Below are 14,623 nucleotides of genomic sequence, written 5' to 3'. Positions count from 1 at the left end.
GCTTACATCTCCTCGGGTGCACTGACGCCCATCAGGTCGAGGCCGTTGCGCAGCACTTGCCGCGTGGCCAGGCCCAGTGCCAATCGGGCATTGCGCAATTCATCGTCGTCGACCATGACTTTGACCGCGTTGTAGCAGGTGTGGAAATCGGAGGCCAGGTCCATCAGGTACTGGGCAACCTGCTGTGGCTCGCGGGTCTGGGCGGCCCGTTCGACGACTTCCGGGTAGCGTGCCAGGCGGTTCATCAGCTCTTTCTCCTGCCCGGTGTCGAGCCGATTCAGATGCTGCATGCCCAGCGCATGATCGAAGGCCTTGGCGTCGGATTCGGCGCGGCGCATCATGCTGCACACGCGCGCATGAGCGTACTGGATGTAATAGACCGGATTGTCGTTGGACTGTGAGCGGGCAAGATCGATATCGAAGGTCAACTGCGAATCGGCACGCCGTGCGGCGAGGAAGAAACGGGTGGCATCGCGGCCCACCTCATCGATTAGATCGCGCAGGGTCACGTAGCTGCCGGCACGCTTGGAGAGCTTGACCTCGACCCCGGAGCGCGTGACCAGCACCATCTGATGCAGCACGTAGTCCGGCCAAACTTGGGGGATGCCGGTTTCCAGCGCCTGGAGGCCGGCCCGCACCCGGGTGACCGTGGAGTGGTGATCGGCGCCTTGCTCGTTGATCACGGTGGTGAAGCCACGCTGCCACTTGTCGTGGTGGTAGGCGACGTCCGGCAGGAAGTAGGTGTAATCGCCGTCTTTCTTGCGCATCACCCGATCCTTGTCGTCACCGAAGTCGGTGGTGCGCAGCCAGGTCGCGCCGTCTTCTTCATATGTATGGCCGCCGTCAACGAGCGCTTTCACCGTGGCGTCCACCTTGCCGTCGTTGTACAGCGAGGACTCCAGGAAGTAGACATCGAACGCGACACCGAACGCCTTGAGGTCGAGGTCCTGCTCGCGACGTAGGTAGGCAACGGCGAAGTCCTGGATGGCATCGAGATCGTCGGCATCTCCTTTGCCGGTGACTTCTCGGTCATCGGCAGTAATTGTCTCGCCGGCCAGATACGCCTTGGCGACATCGACAATGTAGGCGCCGCGATAGCCGTTCTCGGGCCACTCGGCGGTCTCTGGCGTGAGACCTCTCACGCGGGCCTGCACCGATTGGGCGAGATTGTGGATCTGGACACCCGCATCGTTGTAGTAGAACTCGCGAGTGACATCGAAGCCGGTGGCTTCCAGAAGCCGGCACAGACAGTCGCCGATGGCGGCACCACGCCCATGGCCGACGTGTAGCGGCCCGGTGGGGTTGGCGGAGACGAATTCCACCTGCACCTGTTGGCCCTGGCCACTCAGGCTGCGCCCGAAGGTATCGCCAGCATCCAGAATGCTGGGCACGACCTGAGCGATGGCCTCGGTGGCGGCGAAGAAGTTGATGAATCCGGGGCCGGCGATGTCGACCTGGCGTATGGCGGTGCTTTCCGGCAGCGCTGCGACCAGCGCCTCGGCCAGCTCGCGTGGCTTGCGGCCGGCTGGCTTGGCCAGCGTCAGCGCGAGGTTGCTCGCGTAGTCGCCATGGGCCTTGTCCTTGGTAGGCTCGACCTTGACGGTCAGCGGGGTGTCCGCGGGCAGAATGCCTTGCTGCTTGAGCTGCGTGCCGGCGGCCTCGAGCAGCTCGATGATGGTCTCTTTCATGAAATTCCGATGTCCTGTGTCTGGCGCGCGACAGGCCGGCGAGCGCCAGGCTGCGCTAAGAGCGTTGGGTCGGTCATTATCGGCGATTGGCCGCCGCCTTTAAACCCAAGCGCGCCATACCCGCCGGCGGAGGCAGACGCGCTGTCGGGGGTGGCTCAACTCAAGGTTTGCGGGTCGATGTCCAGCGAGGCGCGCACGCGTCGGCCATCGGGATGATTCTCCAGCCATTGCACGAGCCAGGCGCAGGCGCGGTGCAGGCTGCTGCGTCGCGTGTCGGAGAGCATCACTTGCATGTGGTAGCGGTTCTGGCGGCGCTCCATGGGCGCAGGTACCGGGCCCAGGCAGGTGACGGTCGATCCCTGGGCGGCCAGCCATTCACGCAGCGCCTCGGCGGCGTTGCCGGCGACGTCGGCGACGTGCGTCTCGCGTGCCGCCTCGAAACGTGCCAAGGCGAGATGGCGGTAGGGGGGCAGGCCGGCCAGGCGACGCTCTTCCAGCAGTTGGCCGGCGAGCGCTTCATAGCCGCTGTCGGCGAGCAGGCGCAGGTTGGGGTCGTCGGGATGCAGGGTCTGGACCAGCACGCGTCCAGGATGCTCGGCGCGGCCAGCGCGACCGGCGACCTGCACCAGCAGTTGAGTACTGTGTTCGAGGGCGCGGAAGTCGCTGGCGTAGAGGCCAGCGTCGGCGTTGACCACGACCACCAGCGTGACATGCGGCAAGTGATGGCCTTTGGCGAGCATCTGGGTGCCGACCAGCAGGCTGGGCTCGCCGCGTCGAATCTCGCGCAGGATCTCCTCGAAGGCTTGCTTGCGCCGAGTGCTGTCACGGTCGATGCGGTGCACGGGCGTCTCGGGAAATAAGGCGGCCAGCGTTTCCTCGGTGCGTTCGGTGCCGCTGCCCAGTGGGCGCAGGTCGCCACTGCCGCACTCCGGGCAGGCATCGGGCAGCGGGCGGTGAAAGTCGCAATGATGGCAGACCAGTTCCTGGGGCTGACGGTGCAGCGTCATGCGAGCATCGCAATGTGGGCACTCGGCTAGCCAGCCGCACGCGTGGCATGCCAGAGAGGGAGCGAAACCGCGCCGATTGATGAAAACCAGCACCTGGTTGCCCGCGTTAAGGGTCTGGCGGATTGCCTCGATGGCGGGGGCTATCAAACCGCCCTGACGATGGCGTCCGCGTAGGTCGGTCAGCTCCAGACGTGCCGGGGCATGCCGGTTGGCGCGTTGCGACAGACGCAGATGGCGGTAGCGGCCACTACGGGCCTGGGCGAGGGTCTCCAGTGCTGGTGTGGCGCTGCCCAGCACGATGGGGATGTTCTCGCGGTGGGCGCGGGCGATGGCCAAGTCACGGGCGTGGTAGCGCAGGCCTTCCTGTTGTTTGAAGGAGCCGTCGTGTTCCTCGTCGATGATGATCACCCCGGCAGCGGCCAGGGGAGTGAAGACCGCCGAGCGGGTGCCGATGACGATCGGGGCTCGGCCGGTACGCGCGGCATCCCAGGCATCCAGACGTTCGAGGTCGGTGAGTCCCGAATGCAGAGCGACCACCGGGACTCGAAAGCGTTGCCGGAAACGGGTCAGTGTTTGCGGTGTCAGGCCGATCTCCGGCACGAGCACCAGCGCCTGGCGGCCTCGCGCGAGCACCGCCTCGATGAGCTGCAGGTAGACCTCGGTCTTGCCGCTGCCGGTGACGCCGTACAGCAGACACGGATGATAACGCTCGAGACCTTCGTGAATCTCGGCAAGGGCGCCCGCCTGTTCGCGGGTCAGTGGCAACGAGGGTTCGGCGAGCTGCGAGCTGGATTCTTCCTCGGTGGTCGTCAGTCGCTCTTCGTGGCACTCGACGAGATGCTTGGCCTGCAGGCCTTCGAGCTGTGCGCGGGTGAAGCCTTGCGCGGTGACCGCGCGAGTTATCAAGCCGCGTGGGTGCTGGCGCAGCATCGCCAGCAGTTCGGCCTGGCGAGGCGCGCGTTCGAGCGTGCCGGTATCGCCGTCGCGCGCTATCCAGCGCTCCTGGTGACGGGCCTGCAGTGGCCGTCCCTGGCGCAAGGCGACAGGGAGTGCCTGGGTGATGGTGTCGCCCAGCGGATGCTGGTAGTAGCGTGCGGTGAAGCGACACAACCACCACCAGTCAGCGGGCAGGGGAGCATCGTCGAGACACGCCAGCACGGCCTTGAGCTGTGCGTCCGGCACGTCGCTGCGTTCGGGGCACTCGACCACTACGCCGATGAGCTGGCGACGTCCGAATGGCACCTTGACGCGAAGCCCTGGGCGCCAACCACAGGCGGGAGCCTCGCGACAGGGGCGATAGTCGAAGAGGCGTCGCAACGGCGTGGGCAGGGCAACTCTGAGTAGTCGCGGCGTATGATCGGTGCTCGACAAGAGTCCTCCGAAAGGATGGCGGCACATGGCGTTGCAGGCGCTACGTGCCTTTTCAGCGATGTCAAGGCGCTGCTATAATATGTGCCCCTTCGGCTGTGGGCCAAGGCGAGTATCGTCAGGGTCGCATGCCGAATCAATCGGTTGCATCTTTATCAACCCGTGTGCGGTGCCTGGCATCGACCAGGTGGCGGCGCACCATAGCGTGAGGCAGCAAAATGAAACAAGCGATTCATCCCGAATACAAGAAGGTCTCCGCCACCTGTTCCTGTGGCGCGACCTTCGAGCTGGGCTCCACGGCCAAAGACGACTTCTACCTGGATGTCTGCTCGCAGTGCCACCCGTTCTACACTGGCAAGCAGAAGCAGGCGACCACCGGTGGTCGTGTCGAGCGCTTCAACAAGCGTTTCGGTGCAGCGATCAAGCGCGGCTGATTCAAGAAGCCGTTATGTAGGCGCTATCGCCGACGTTCGAGAAACCCGCCAAATGGCGGGTTTTTTTATTTTTGAAAAGTCGAAAACGACGCTCCGATAAGGTTTGTTTTATGCCTGGTTAGTCGGGCATAAGTTTCAATAAATGGATGGCAATTGCTTCAAAAGGTCGCTTAAAAGTCTTTAATGTCGCGAACTTGGCACAAGTTGTTTGGCGAAGTCTTTTTCTATATTCTGGCGATCATGCCTCCATGCAGACGATTGGAAAAAGCTCATGAGTGACGAAAAAAGACAGGCAGCGCTGGAGTATCACGCCAAGCCGACTCCCGGCAAGTTATCCGTCGAACTGACCAAGCCCACCGAGACATCGAAACATCTGGCCCTGGCGTATAGCCCCGGGGTGGCCGAGCCGTGTCGCGAAATCGCCAAGGACGTGGAAAACGCCTATCTGTATACCGGCAAGGGCAATCTGGTAGCCGTGGTCTCCGACGGCAGCGCAATCCTTGGTCTGGGCAATCTGGGCCCCTTGGCCAGCAAGCCGGTCATGGAAGGCAAGGGCGTGCTGTTCAAGCGCTTCGCGGGTATCAACTCCGTGGACATCGAGCTCGATGCCGAGAGCCCGCAGGCCTTCATCGATACCGTGGCACGTATCGCCGATACCTGGGGCGGCATCAATCTCGAGGATATCAAGGCGCCGGAGTGCTTCGAGATCGAGCAAGCGTTGATCGAGCAGTGCAACATTCCGGTCTTCCACGATGATCAGCACGGCACGGCCATCGTCACGGCCGCAGGGCTGCTCAATGCCCTGGATATTGCTGGCAAGCCCCTCGAAGATGCCAAGATCGTTTGCCTGGGCGCGGGCGCGGCGGCCATCGCCTGCATGAATCTGCTGGTCTCGTGTGGTGCCCGCGCCGAGCATATCTATATGCTCGATCGCAAAGGCGTGGTGCACAGTGAGCGTGACGATCTCAACCAGTACAAGGGGATGTTCGCCACCGAGACGTCGCGGCGTACGCTGGATGATGCCATCGAAGGCGCCGACGTCTTCGTGGGGCTGTCCGGTCCCAACCTGCTCAAGCCCGAGCAGCTCGAGCGAATGGCGGTAAGTCCGGTGGTTTTTGCTTGCTCCAACCCCGACCCCGAGATTCATCCGGACGTGGCCAACGAGACTCGTGATGATGTGATCATGGCCACCGGACGTTCCGATTACCCTAACCAGGTCAATAACGTGCTGGGCTTTCCCTTCATCTTCCGTGGCGCGTTGGACGTTCGCGCCACGCGTATCAATGAAGAAATGAAAGTGGCGGCCGTGCATGCCCTCAAGGACCTGGCGCGTGAGCCGTTGACCCGCGAGGTGCTGGATGGCTATGGCATCGAATCGCTGGAGTTCGGGCGCGGTTACATCATTCCCACGCCGCTGGATTCCCGGCTGCTCGACAGAGTCGCCTCGGCAGTGGCGCAAGCGGCGGTAGATAGCGGCGTGGCACGCAAACCCTATCCGGCACATTATCCGTTGACCAGCATCAAGGACGTTTACAGGCCGCTATAGTCGCGCGCCGAACAGGCATGATAGCTAAGGGCCGCTCAGGGGAGCGGCCCTTAGTAGTTGTGGGGCTGCGTTGGTCGGTGTCACCAGCTGTAGAGCAGTGACATCGAGGTAGTGCGATCGGTGTTGGCTTCGGCGCCATCCGGTGGATTCGTGTTGTTCTTGACCTCAAAAGACATCTTGAGCGCCAGGTGCGAATTGAGCTGGGAGGTCAGCGACGAAATCGAGCGTGTCGTGGTGTTGGGTTCGGCCGCCTCTACAGAAACTGCCTGCTCGAAGTAGGCGCCTTCCGAGATGTTCCAGCGATAGTCGAGTGCAGCATAGGCCAAGCCCAGATCGTCTTCATCGCCGTCCTGGTAGGCATCGTGACGATAGCCTGGGCCGAATTCCGTGGACAGTGTGTGCGTCGGCCCGTCGAGCCACTGGCGGCCATAGCCACCGATAGTGGTGAACTGGAAGTCGTAACCGCTGAAACGATCTTTTTCCCAGCGTCCGAAACCGAACAGGTAGTGAGGGCCCTCCAGCTCATAACGCTCGCGGCCGCCCAGCAGGTACTGCTCGGTGCTGGTTTCATCGTTTTCCTGAACGCTGCGCGTCTCGCCACGCAGAGTATGCGTATGGCGACCCGTCAGCCAGGTGAGGCGTCCCTTGGCGAGCAATGTTTGACTGTTACTGTTTCCGGAGAGGTGCGTATAGCCGAGTTCGGCCTCGCCGCTCATCTTGGGGGCATCGTCCTGCGGTGCAGGCGGTGCGTAGAACAGATCGGCGTGCACCGGAATGGCACAACCGAACAGCATGATCAGCAATAGCCATCGCGAGTCTCGCGACACGAGCATGATGGACTCCCTTTCAAAAGCGGTTGTCGGTCAGTGGCGTGGGAGCTGGCGCGTTCATGGGGGTGGCCTGCAAGGCCACCCATGGAGTGTCGACTAGAAAATGGCATCGTAAGTGCCGGTGCCTTGTGAGCCGCTGCTGTCCTCGAGTTCGGGTTGGATCGAACGCGGCTTGTAGTCGGGGAGATTGTCCTTGCGGAAGATTTCCTGCATGCCGCCCGATTGGTCGTTATGCAGGCGCAGTCCGGTCTCGGGATCAATGCGGACTTTGACGATATCGTCGGGGCGCGAGGGCATGCTTTCGGGTTGGCCTTGAAGCGCCTGCCCCATGAACGACTTCCAGATCGGCAAGGCGGCTTGCGAGCCGTATTCACCGGTCGTGGAATTGTCGTCCTTGCCGACCCAAACGGTGGCCACCAGGTCGTCGTTGAAGCCCGAGAACCAGGCGTCACGTTGATCGTTGGTGGTGCCGGTCTTGCCGACGATATCAGGACGGTTGAGATCCAATGCGCCGCGTCCCGTGCCCTTTTCGATGACGTCACGCATCATGTCGCGGATGATGTACATCTCTTCGGGCGTGGCTACGCGCTCGGCGATGCGGCGGGTTTCACCGCCGAGTGCGACGGTCTTCTGGTCGGGGTCGCACTCCTGGCATGCCACCACGGGGTTGGCCTCTTCAACCAACGCGTTCTTGCTGCCATGAGTAACCGACTGGATATACCACGGCGCGACCTTGAAGCCGCCGTTGGCCAGCACGGCATAGGCATTGGCCATTTCCAGCGGTGTCAGCGACGCGCTGCCCAGGGCGAGCGAAAGGCCATGTGGCAGCCGGTCCTTGGAGAAGCCAAAGTTCGTCAGGAATTCCAGCGTGTTATCCAGGCCTAGCGACTGCAGCACACGAATCGTGACCAGGTTGCGCGACTGGTAGAGGCCGACACGCAATCGTGTGGGGCCGCGGAATTTGCCCTCGGCGTTTTCGGGACGCCAGTCGCCGCCGACATCGGACATGACCACAGGCGCATCGTTGATGATCGTGGCGGCGTTCATCCCGTTGTGTAGTGCGGCGAGATAGATGAAGGGTTTGAAGATCGAGCCTGCCTGGCGTTGCGCCTGGATGGCGCGATTGAATTTGCTCGACGAGAAGCTGAAACCACCCTGAAGGCCACGAATAGCGCCGGTTTGAGGATCCATGATGACGATCGCGGCCTGGGCGCTTGGTACCTGGGAGAGACGCCAGTCGCCATCCTCGGTGTGCATGACGCGAATCAGGTCGCCACGCTGGGCGATGGCTTCGGCGTTGTCCGGTGTCTTGCCGCGCCACTCGGCGCTGTGGTACGTGCGCGCCCAGTCAAGCCCGTCCCAGCCGAGTGTTACCACGCCATCCTCGCGCGTCAGGACGCGCATCTGGCGACCCTCGGTTTCCACGACGATACCCGGCTCCAGTGGGCCATGCCGGGAGGTGCGGTCGAGCACCTTGACCCAGTTGCTGACATCCCCGTCGATTCCCTCGACCGACTCTTCGCTGCTCTTGGCAGCCTGGCGTGCGGTTTCCATGACCTCGGGAGATTCGGATAACTCTTCTTCGAGCCCTTGAGAATCCGTGCGGTCCTGGGCTTCCACCAAGCTGGAGGGAATGTCGGTTTTTTCGGGGCCACGCCAGCCATGGCGAGTATCGTAATCGATGAGCCCATTGACCAACGCGTCGCGCGCGTCGGCCTGCATGCGGCTGTCGATGGTCGTCTTGATCTGGTAGTTGTCGGTATAGGCATCGTCACCGAAGCGTTCCACGGCATACTGGCGCGCCATTTCGGCGACATAGGGAGCCTCGACTTCGAACTGCGAATGCGCTCGGTGAGCCGTGACCGGGGCCTTGACGGCGGCCTGGTACTGAATCGGGTCGATGAAGCCGAGTTCGCGCATGCGCAGCAATACCCAGTTGCGGCGAATCAACGAGCGCTCGGGGTTGTTCAGGGGATTGAGCGCCGAGGGGGCCTTGGGCAGGCCGGCGAGCATGGCCAGTTGCGGCAAGTCGAGCTCAGCAAGCGGTTTGTCGTAGTAGCCTTCGGCGGCCGCCCCGATGCCGTAGGCGGCATTCCCGAGATAGATCTTGTTGACGTAGAGCTCGAGAATTTCCTGCTTGTCGAGTACCTGTTCCATCTGCAGCGACAGCAGGATCTCGCGAATCTTGCGCGTGAAAGTACGGTCCAGCGTCAACAGGTAGTTACGCGCTACCTGCATGGTGATGGTGCTACCCCCCGATTGAATGTTGCCACTGGTGGCAAGCTCCATCGCCGCGCGAGCAAGCCCTTTGGGGTCAATGCCGGGGTGTTCGAAGAAGCTGGCATCTTCGGCCGCCAACAGCGCGTCGATGTAGGATTGGGGAATGTCATCGTAGCTGACCGGCATGCGGCGTTGATCGCCGAACTCGCCGATCAGCTTGTCGTCACGCGTGTAAACGCGTAGCGGTGTCTGCAGTTCGAAGTCCTGCAATTGACGAACATCGGGCAAGCCCGGGGCGAAATAGATACCGGCGCCGATGATGGCCAGTACGCAGCCCAGCCCCAAAGACACAATTAGCCATAGGATGGACGTTAACAAGCGTTTGAAAAGCTTCATGAAAAGGCGTTTTCCGTCGTCTCGGGTGGCGGTCTGGCCGCAATGAATGGTGCAATCCTTTGCCATTGGCATTATAAGAACGCAGCCGCATGGGGGCTAGCGTTGATGCAAATCGACTGTCACGGCAGTATACATAATGTAACCTTACGCAATGTGGCGTGCCTCATACGATAGTGTGGCACGCTGATAACAAAGCGGCTTGCCCGTTACAGGGGCAGCGGGTTGGCTCGATGAACGACAATACCGAGCGCCACGCCATGCCGAAGAATATTGCAGGGGTATGACAGTGTGGCGGTTTAAAAAATCCCAGCAGGGCCTGGTGGGGGTGGATATAACCTCGGCCACCGTCAAATTGATCGAGCTCGATCATGCGGGGGCGGGCCAGCGTATCGCCAGTTACGCCGTGCGCCCATTGCGTGAAGGCGCGGTAGTGGAGCGGCGCATCCGCGATCTCGACGAGGTGGCCGCGACGTTGACGCGTGCGGTCGAGCATGCGCGTCCGTATTCACGGCACGCGGTGGCGGCAGTGCCCGCCAGTGCCACGATCACCAAGACGCTGACCTACCCGGTGACCCTCAGCGACGATGAGGTCGAGGCCCGCATTCAGCTCGAATCCGAGCGCCATATCCCGTTTCCGCTCAATGAAGTCGCCTTCGATTTCCAGCGCGTGGGACTCAACGCTCGCTACCCCGACCAGCAAGATGTCTTGCTGGTGGCGTGTCGCCTGCAGGACGTCGACCATCTTGCCGACGTTCTTCGCCGTGCCGGCCTCGAGCCCGCCGCGGTCGACGTGGAATCCTTTGCCATGGAGCGTGCGGCCAGCGAGCTGCTGCGTGACGAGACGCCGTCTGGCCAGGCGGGAGAGTGTGCTGCGCTGGTCGATATCGGCGCCAACATGAACGCCTTCCATGTGCTCATCGACGGGCGCATCGCCTATACCCGCGACAACGTGCTGGGCGGTCGTCACTTGACCGAGGAGATCCGAAAGCGCTACGGCCTGAGCCTCGAAGAGGCGGGACTGGCCAAGAAACGCGGTGGTTTGCCCGAAGACTACGGGCATGAGGTGGTGACGCCGTTCATCGACATGCTGATTCAGCAAATCGGCCGCTCGCTGCAGCTTTATCATACCTCGGGACAGCCGCGTGATATCCAGCGCCTGATTCTGGCGGGTGGTTCGAGTGTCATTCCGGGGCTGCGTGAACGCCTCGAGGCGCAAAGCGGGCTGAAGGTAGTGATGGCCAACCCGTTCGAGCGTATGCGGGTGGCGTCACGCGTCGACGTGCAGGCGCTTGCCAGCGATGCACCGGCGATGCTCACTGCGTGCGGCCTGGCGATGAGGGGGCGGCGATGAGTATCGAAATCAACCTGTTGCCGTGGCGTGAAGCGCATCGGCAGCGGCGTACGCGGCGCTTTTACATGGCGTTGGTAGGCGTAGCGGTGTTGGCACTGCTGTGCGCCTTGGGGGTATCGCGTTGGTATCAGGCGGGGATCGATGCCGAACGTGGCCGCCTGGCCCTGATCGAGCGCCGCATGGAAGCACTCGAAAAAGACATCGACACGGTCAAGGACTATCGCGAATTGCGAGGACGGATGCTCGAACAGATCGGCCTGATCCGCGAGCTGCAATTCAGCCGTCCACAGACGGTGCGCATCTTCGATCAGTTGGCGGCGACACTGGTCGACGGCGTGTATTACGACCGCCTGGTGCGGGAGGGTGACCGACTCGAGCTGAGTGGTCTGGCGCGTTCCAATCGGCGTGTGTCCGAGCTGTTGCGGCGGCTCGATGCCTCATCTGTGTTCGGCACGCCGGCGCTTTCCGATGTGCAGTCGGGTGGCGTCGATGCGACGTTGAAGCGCTTCAATCTCAGTGTCGAGGCGCGTTCGCCTCGCCGTGATGCCGAGGAGGCGCCATGAGTCTGCGCGCACAGTGGCGACAGTTGCGCGAGGTCGAGTGGCGCGACCTGGATCTCAAAGAAGCCGGTACATGGCCGGCGTTGCTGCAGGCGATATGCCTGGTGGCGCTATTTCTGGCCGTCTTCTGGGTAGCCCAGTGGTACGTCGCCGCGCCGCGTCAGGAGACCCTGGCCAGCTTGCAGGAACGCGAAAGCAAGCTGCTCCAGGAATACGAAACTCGTGCCTATCAGGCGGCCAATCTCGAGCAGATGCGCATGCAGATGGCGGAGCTCGACTCGCGCATGCAGACATTGCTGAAAATGCTGCCCGCCGACACTGAGATCCCGGCGCTGCTGGATGACATTAGCGATGCGGCGCAGGACCATCGGCTCGCCATCGAATCGATCCGGCTGCGTTCGCCGGTGCCGCAAGACTTCTACATCGAGCAGCCCTTCGATATCCAGGTACGGGGCGGCTATCACGATATTGCCGCTTTCCTGGCCAGCGTGGCGGCGTTGCCACGTATCGTCACCCTGCATGATTTTTCGCTGTCGCCGGTGGACGGTGGCGATACGCTGCGTTTGTCGCTACTGGCACGTACTTACAGTTATCGCGAAGATGCTGATCCCAAGGCCGAGGGGCGTGACGATGATTGAATGGCTGACGACCTCCAGGCGCTGGGATGTCCTGCTTGCGGCGCTGGTCGGAATGGTGCTGCTGGGCGGTTGTCGCGATGCCCAGATGACCGCCCTGGACGCGCACCTGGATGCCCTGCGCCAGCAGCCGGAGGGTAGCATCGAGTCGCTTCCTCCTGCGCCGGTGTATCGCACGGCGCATTATTCGCAGGCCCAGCAGCGTAGTCCGTTCAGGGCCGAGCACCGCACGCAGGAAGGTGCCGTGACAGCCTCACAGGGCGATGGCCCAGACCGTCAGCGTCCGCGTGAGCCCCTGGAACGCTTTCCGCTGGAACAACTCGAGCTGGTGGGAACCTTGACGGTAGGCGGTCAGTCATCGGCTTTGATCCGTGCGCCCGACGGCAACGTCTACCGTCTTTTCGAAGGTCACTATCTGGGGACCGATTTCGGACGTGTCACGGCGATTCAGGACGCCGGCGTCGAGCTGGTCGAGCAGGTGCGCGAGGGCGGCACCTGGCGTCAGCGACAGCGTACCCTGGAATTCAACGATTCATCGCAAGCCGCCGAGTGATGGCGGTATGTACAGGTATTGGAGAACCACATGATGCGAACGCTGTGCGACTGGCTGATGGGCGGGCTCTGCCTCGTGGGGCTGGTCGTCTGTGCTCAAGCACAGGCGGCGACGTTGACATCGCTCGAGTTCGCCCAGCGCGGGGATGGCGGAATCGATGCACGGCTGGCGTTCGATGGTCCGGCACCCGAGCCGCATAGCTACCGAAGCGATTCGCCGGCGCAGCTCGTCGTCGACCTGCCGGAAACGAAAAACCAGCTCGAGCAGCGTCGCTTCGGTATCGATCGTGACGGCCTGCAGGAAGTCCGCGTGGCCGAGATGGGCGAGCGCACGCGCCTGGTATTCGGTCTTGATGAGCCCTTGCCTTATTCGACCCAGCGTCAGGGAGAGCAGCTTCGCGTGCGCTTGGGCGGAGATGCCGCTGAGCGCTCCGCTGCGTTGACGCGCATCCGCGATCTCGATTTTCGGCGCGGCACGAACGGCGGTGGGCGCTTGGTGGTCACGCTCGACCACGGTGGCGTGACGCCCGAAACGGACACCGAAGGTGACACCTTGACGGTCACGTTGTCCGGTGTCCGACTGCCTAAAGAGTTGAACAGTATTCTCGATGTCAGCGATTTCGATACGCCAGTGTCGCGCATCGTGCCACGCTCCAGTGGTGAGGGTGTGACGCTGACGCTCGACAATCGCGAGGCTTTTCAGCATCTGGTCACGCAGCGCGGCGATCAACTGATCGTGGAGGTGCAGCCACGCGATGATGATGCACGTGCGTTAGAGGGCGATACGCAGGAATATGACGGCGAGCCGGTCAGCCTCAATTTCCAGAACATACAAGTGCGCGAAGTACTATCGGTGCTTTCCGACTTCAGTGGGGTGAATATCGTCGCCAGCGATAGCGTCCAGGGCAGCGTGACGCTCAATCTCACGCAGGTGCCGTGGGATCAGGCGCTCGATTTGATCCTCAAGAGTCATGGTCTTGCGAGTCGTCGCGAGGGGGATGTGATCGTGGTCGCGCCTGCTGATGAGCTGGCGCAGATGGAGCGCCAGACGTTGGAGAATCGTGCCCAGTCCCAGCAGTTGGCGCCGTTGAAGATGGAATACGTGCAGGTGCGTTACGCCAAGGCCACCGACCTGGCTACGATGTTGCGTGGCAGCGAAGGGTTCGGGCTGCTCTCCGAGCGTGGCCGCGTGACGGTCGACGAGCGCACCAATACCTTGCTGGTGCGTGACACGCCTGATCAACTGGCGGGTATTCGTGACATGCTCGACAAACTCGATGTGCCGGTGCGCCAGGTGCAGATCGAGGCGCGTATCGTCATTGCCCGTGACACCGCCTCTCAGGAGTTGGGCGTCAACTGGGGTGTTTCGCAACGCCAGGGTGTCACCTTCGATGAAGATGGCGTGGGGAGTGTGGTCGATCGCAACCCCAGCGGTGCCAACCGCGCCTCCGCCGGTCTGTCCGTCGACTTGGGCGATAGCGACGGCAGCGGCTCGGCATTCAGTTTCGGTTATCTTTCCGGCGATGTGCTGCTCGACCTGGAATTGCGCGCTCTGGAAAGCGAGGGCAAGAGCCAGACCATTTCCCAGCCCAAGATCATCACCGCCAACCAGAAGAAGGCGGTGATCAAGCAAGGCCAGGAGATTCCCTACCAAGAGTCGACGTCCTCCGGGGCGACCAATGTGGAATTCAAGGAGGCCGTGCTGTCGCTCGAGGCCACGCCGCAGATCACCCCCGACGGCAGTATCGTCATGGACTTGCTGATCAACAACGATACCGTTTCCGATACTAGTTACGGCGACGGTGCGCCGGCGATCGATACCAATTCCATCGAGACCCAGGTGCTGGTGAACGATGGCGAAACGGTGGTGCTGGGCGGCATACTGACCTCCGAGCAATTGCGCAATCTCTACAAGACACCGCTGCTCGGTGATTTGCCGTTCATCGGTTCGTTGTTCCGCTATACCCAGGAATCCAACGAAAAGGTAGAATTGTTGATCTTCATTACCCCCAAGATCATCGGAGACAAATAGGCGA

11 protein-coding genes are annotated in these 14,623 nt (G+C 62.1%); 7 read left to right on the top strand and 4 right to left on the bottom strand.

What is annotated here, in order from left to right; genetic code table 11:
* Positions 1-2: 2 nt before the first annotated feature.
* Both argS and OP495_RS03005 read right to left on the bottom strand, forming a co-directional pair.
* Positions 3-1,688 carry an arginine--tRNA ligase gene (gene argS / locus OP495_RS03010; RefSeq protein WP_280562745.1) on the bottom strand — a complete coding sequence of 562 codons (1,686 nt, stop codon included), beginning with the start codon at positions 1,686-1,688 and terminating at the stop codon, positions 3-5.
* Between the two features lie 155 nt (positions 1,689-1,843).
* The gene (locus OP495_RS03005) at positions 1,844-4,093 is read right to left on the bottom strand and encodes a primosomal protein N' (RefSeq protein ID WP_280567103.1); all 2,250 of its coding nucleotides are present in this window, start codon (positions 4,091-4,093) and stop codon (positions 1,844-1,846) included.
* A gap of 188 nt (positions 4,094-4,281) precedes the next feature.
* Between OP495_RS03005 and rpmE the strand changes: the two genes are divergently transcribed.
* Positions 4,282-4,497 (top strand): 50S ribosomal protein L31, encoded by a 216-nt coding sequence (gene rpmE / locus OP495_RS03000; protein ID WP_280562747.1) that lies wholly within the window; start codon positions 4,282-4,284, stop codon positions 4,495-4,497.
* A 271-nt stretch (positions 4,498-4,768) separates the two neighbouring features.
* Complete coding sequence (locus tag OP495_RS02995) at positions 4,769-6,043, top strand: malic enzyme-like NAD(P)-binding protein (protein ID WP_280567101.1); 1,275 nt, start codon at positions 4,769-4,771, stop codon at positions 6,041-6,043.
* Between the two features lie 80 nt (positions 6,044-6,123).
* On the opposite strand, the gene OP495_RS02990 is transcribed toward OP495_RS02995, so the two are convergent.
* Entirely contained in the window at positions 6,124-6,876 is a 753-nt protein-coding gene (locus OP495_RS02990; protein ID WP_280562749.1) for a DUF481 domain-containing protein, read from the bottom strand.
* 93 nt (positions 6,877-6,969) lie between these two features.
* Entirely contained in the window at positions 6,970-9,489 is a 2,520-nt protein-coding gene (locus OP495_RS02985; protein ID WP_280567099.1) for a penicillin-binding protein 1A, read from the bottom strand.
* Between the two features lie 280 nt (positions 9,490-9,769).
* Between OP495_RS02985 and pilM the strand changes: the two genes are divergently transcribed.
* Genes pilM through pilQ form a run of 5 tightly spaced genes read left to right on the top strand, consistent with a single transcriptional unit; the run spans position 9,770 to position 14,619 of the window.
* A complete protein-coding gene (gene pilM, locus OP495_RS02980; RefSeq protein ID WP_280562751.1) occupies positions 9,770-10,840 on the top strand; it encodes a type IV pilus assembly protein PilM in 1,071 nt (356 codons plus the stop codon).
* A complete protein-coding gene (locus OP495_RS02975; protein WP_280567097.1) occupies positions 10,837-11,403 on the top strand; it encodes a PilN domain-containing protein in 567 nt (188 codons plus the stop codon). The genes pilM and OP495_RS02975 overlap by 4 nt, the downstream gene beginning before the upstream one ends.
* On the top strand, positions 11,400-12,038 hold the full coding sequence (locus OP495_RS02970) for a type 4a pilus biogenesis protein PilO (protein WP_280567095.1): 639 nt from the start codon (positions 11,400-11,402) through the stop codon (positions 12,036-12,038). Before OP495_RS02975 ends, OP495_RS02970 begins: the two co-directional genes overlap by 4 nt.
* Positions 12,031-12,588 carry a pilus assembly protein PilP gene (locus OP495_RS02965; protein WP_280567094.1) on the top strand — a complete coding sequence of 186 codons (558 nt, stop codon included), beginning with the start codon at positions 12,031-12,033 and terminating at the stop codon, positions 12,586-12,588. The genes OP495_RS02970 and OP495_RS02965 overlap by 8 nt, the downstream gene beginning before the upstream one ends.
* A gap of 30 nt (positions 12,589-12,618) precedes the next feature.
* Complete coding sequence (gene pilQ / locus OP495_RS02960) at positions 12,619-14,619, top strand: type IV pilus secretin PilQ (protein WP_280567092.1); 2,001 nt, start codon at positions 12,619-12,621, stop codon at positions 14,617-14,619.
* Positions 14,620-14,623 lie beyond the last annotated feature (4 nt).

It is taken from the genome of Chromohalobacter sp. 296-RDG (assembly GCF_029889885.1).
Taxonomy (GTDB): Bacteria; Pseudomonadota; Gammaproteobacteria; order Pseudomonadales; family Halomonadaceae; genus Chromohalobacter.
Note: the sequence above shows the minus strand (reverse complement) of the source record. Positions and strands in the feature narration are given on the sequence as shown.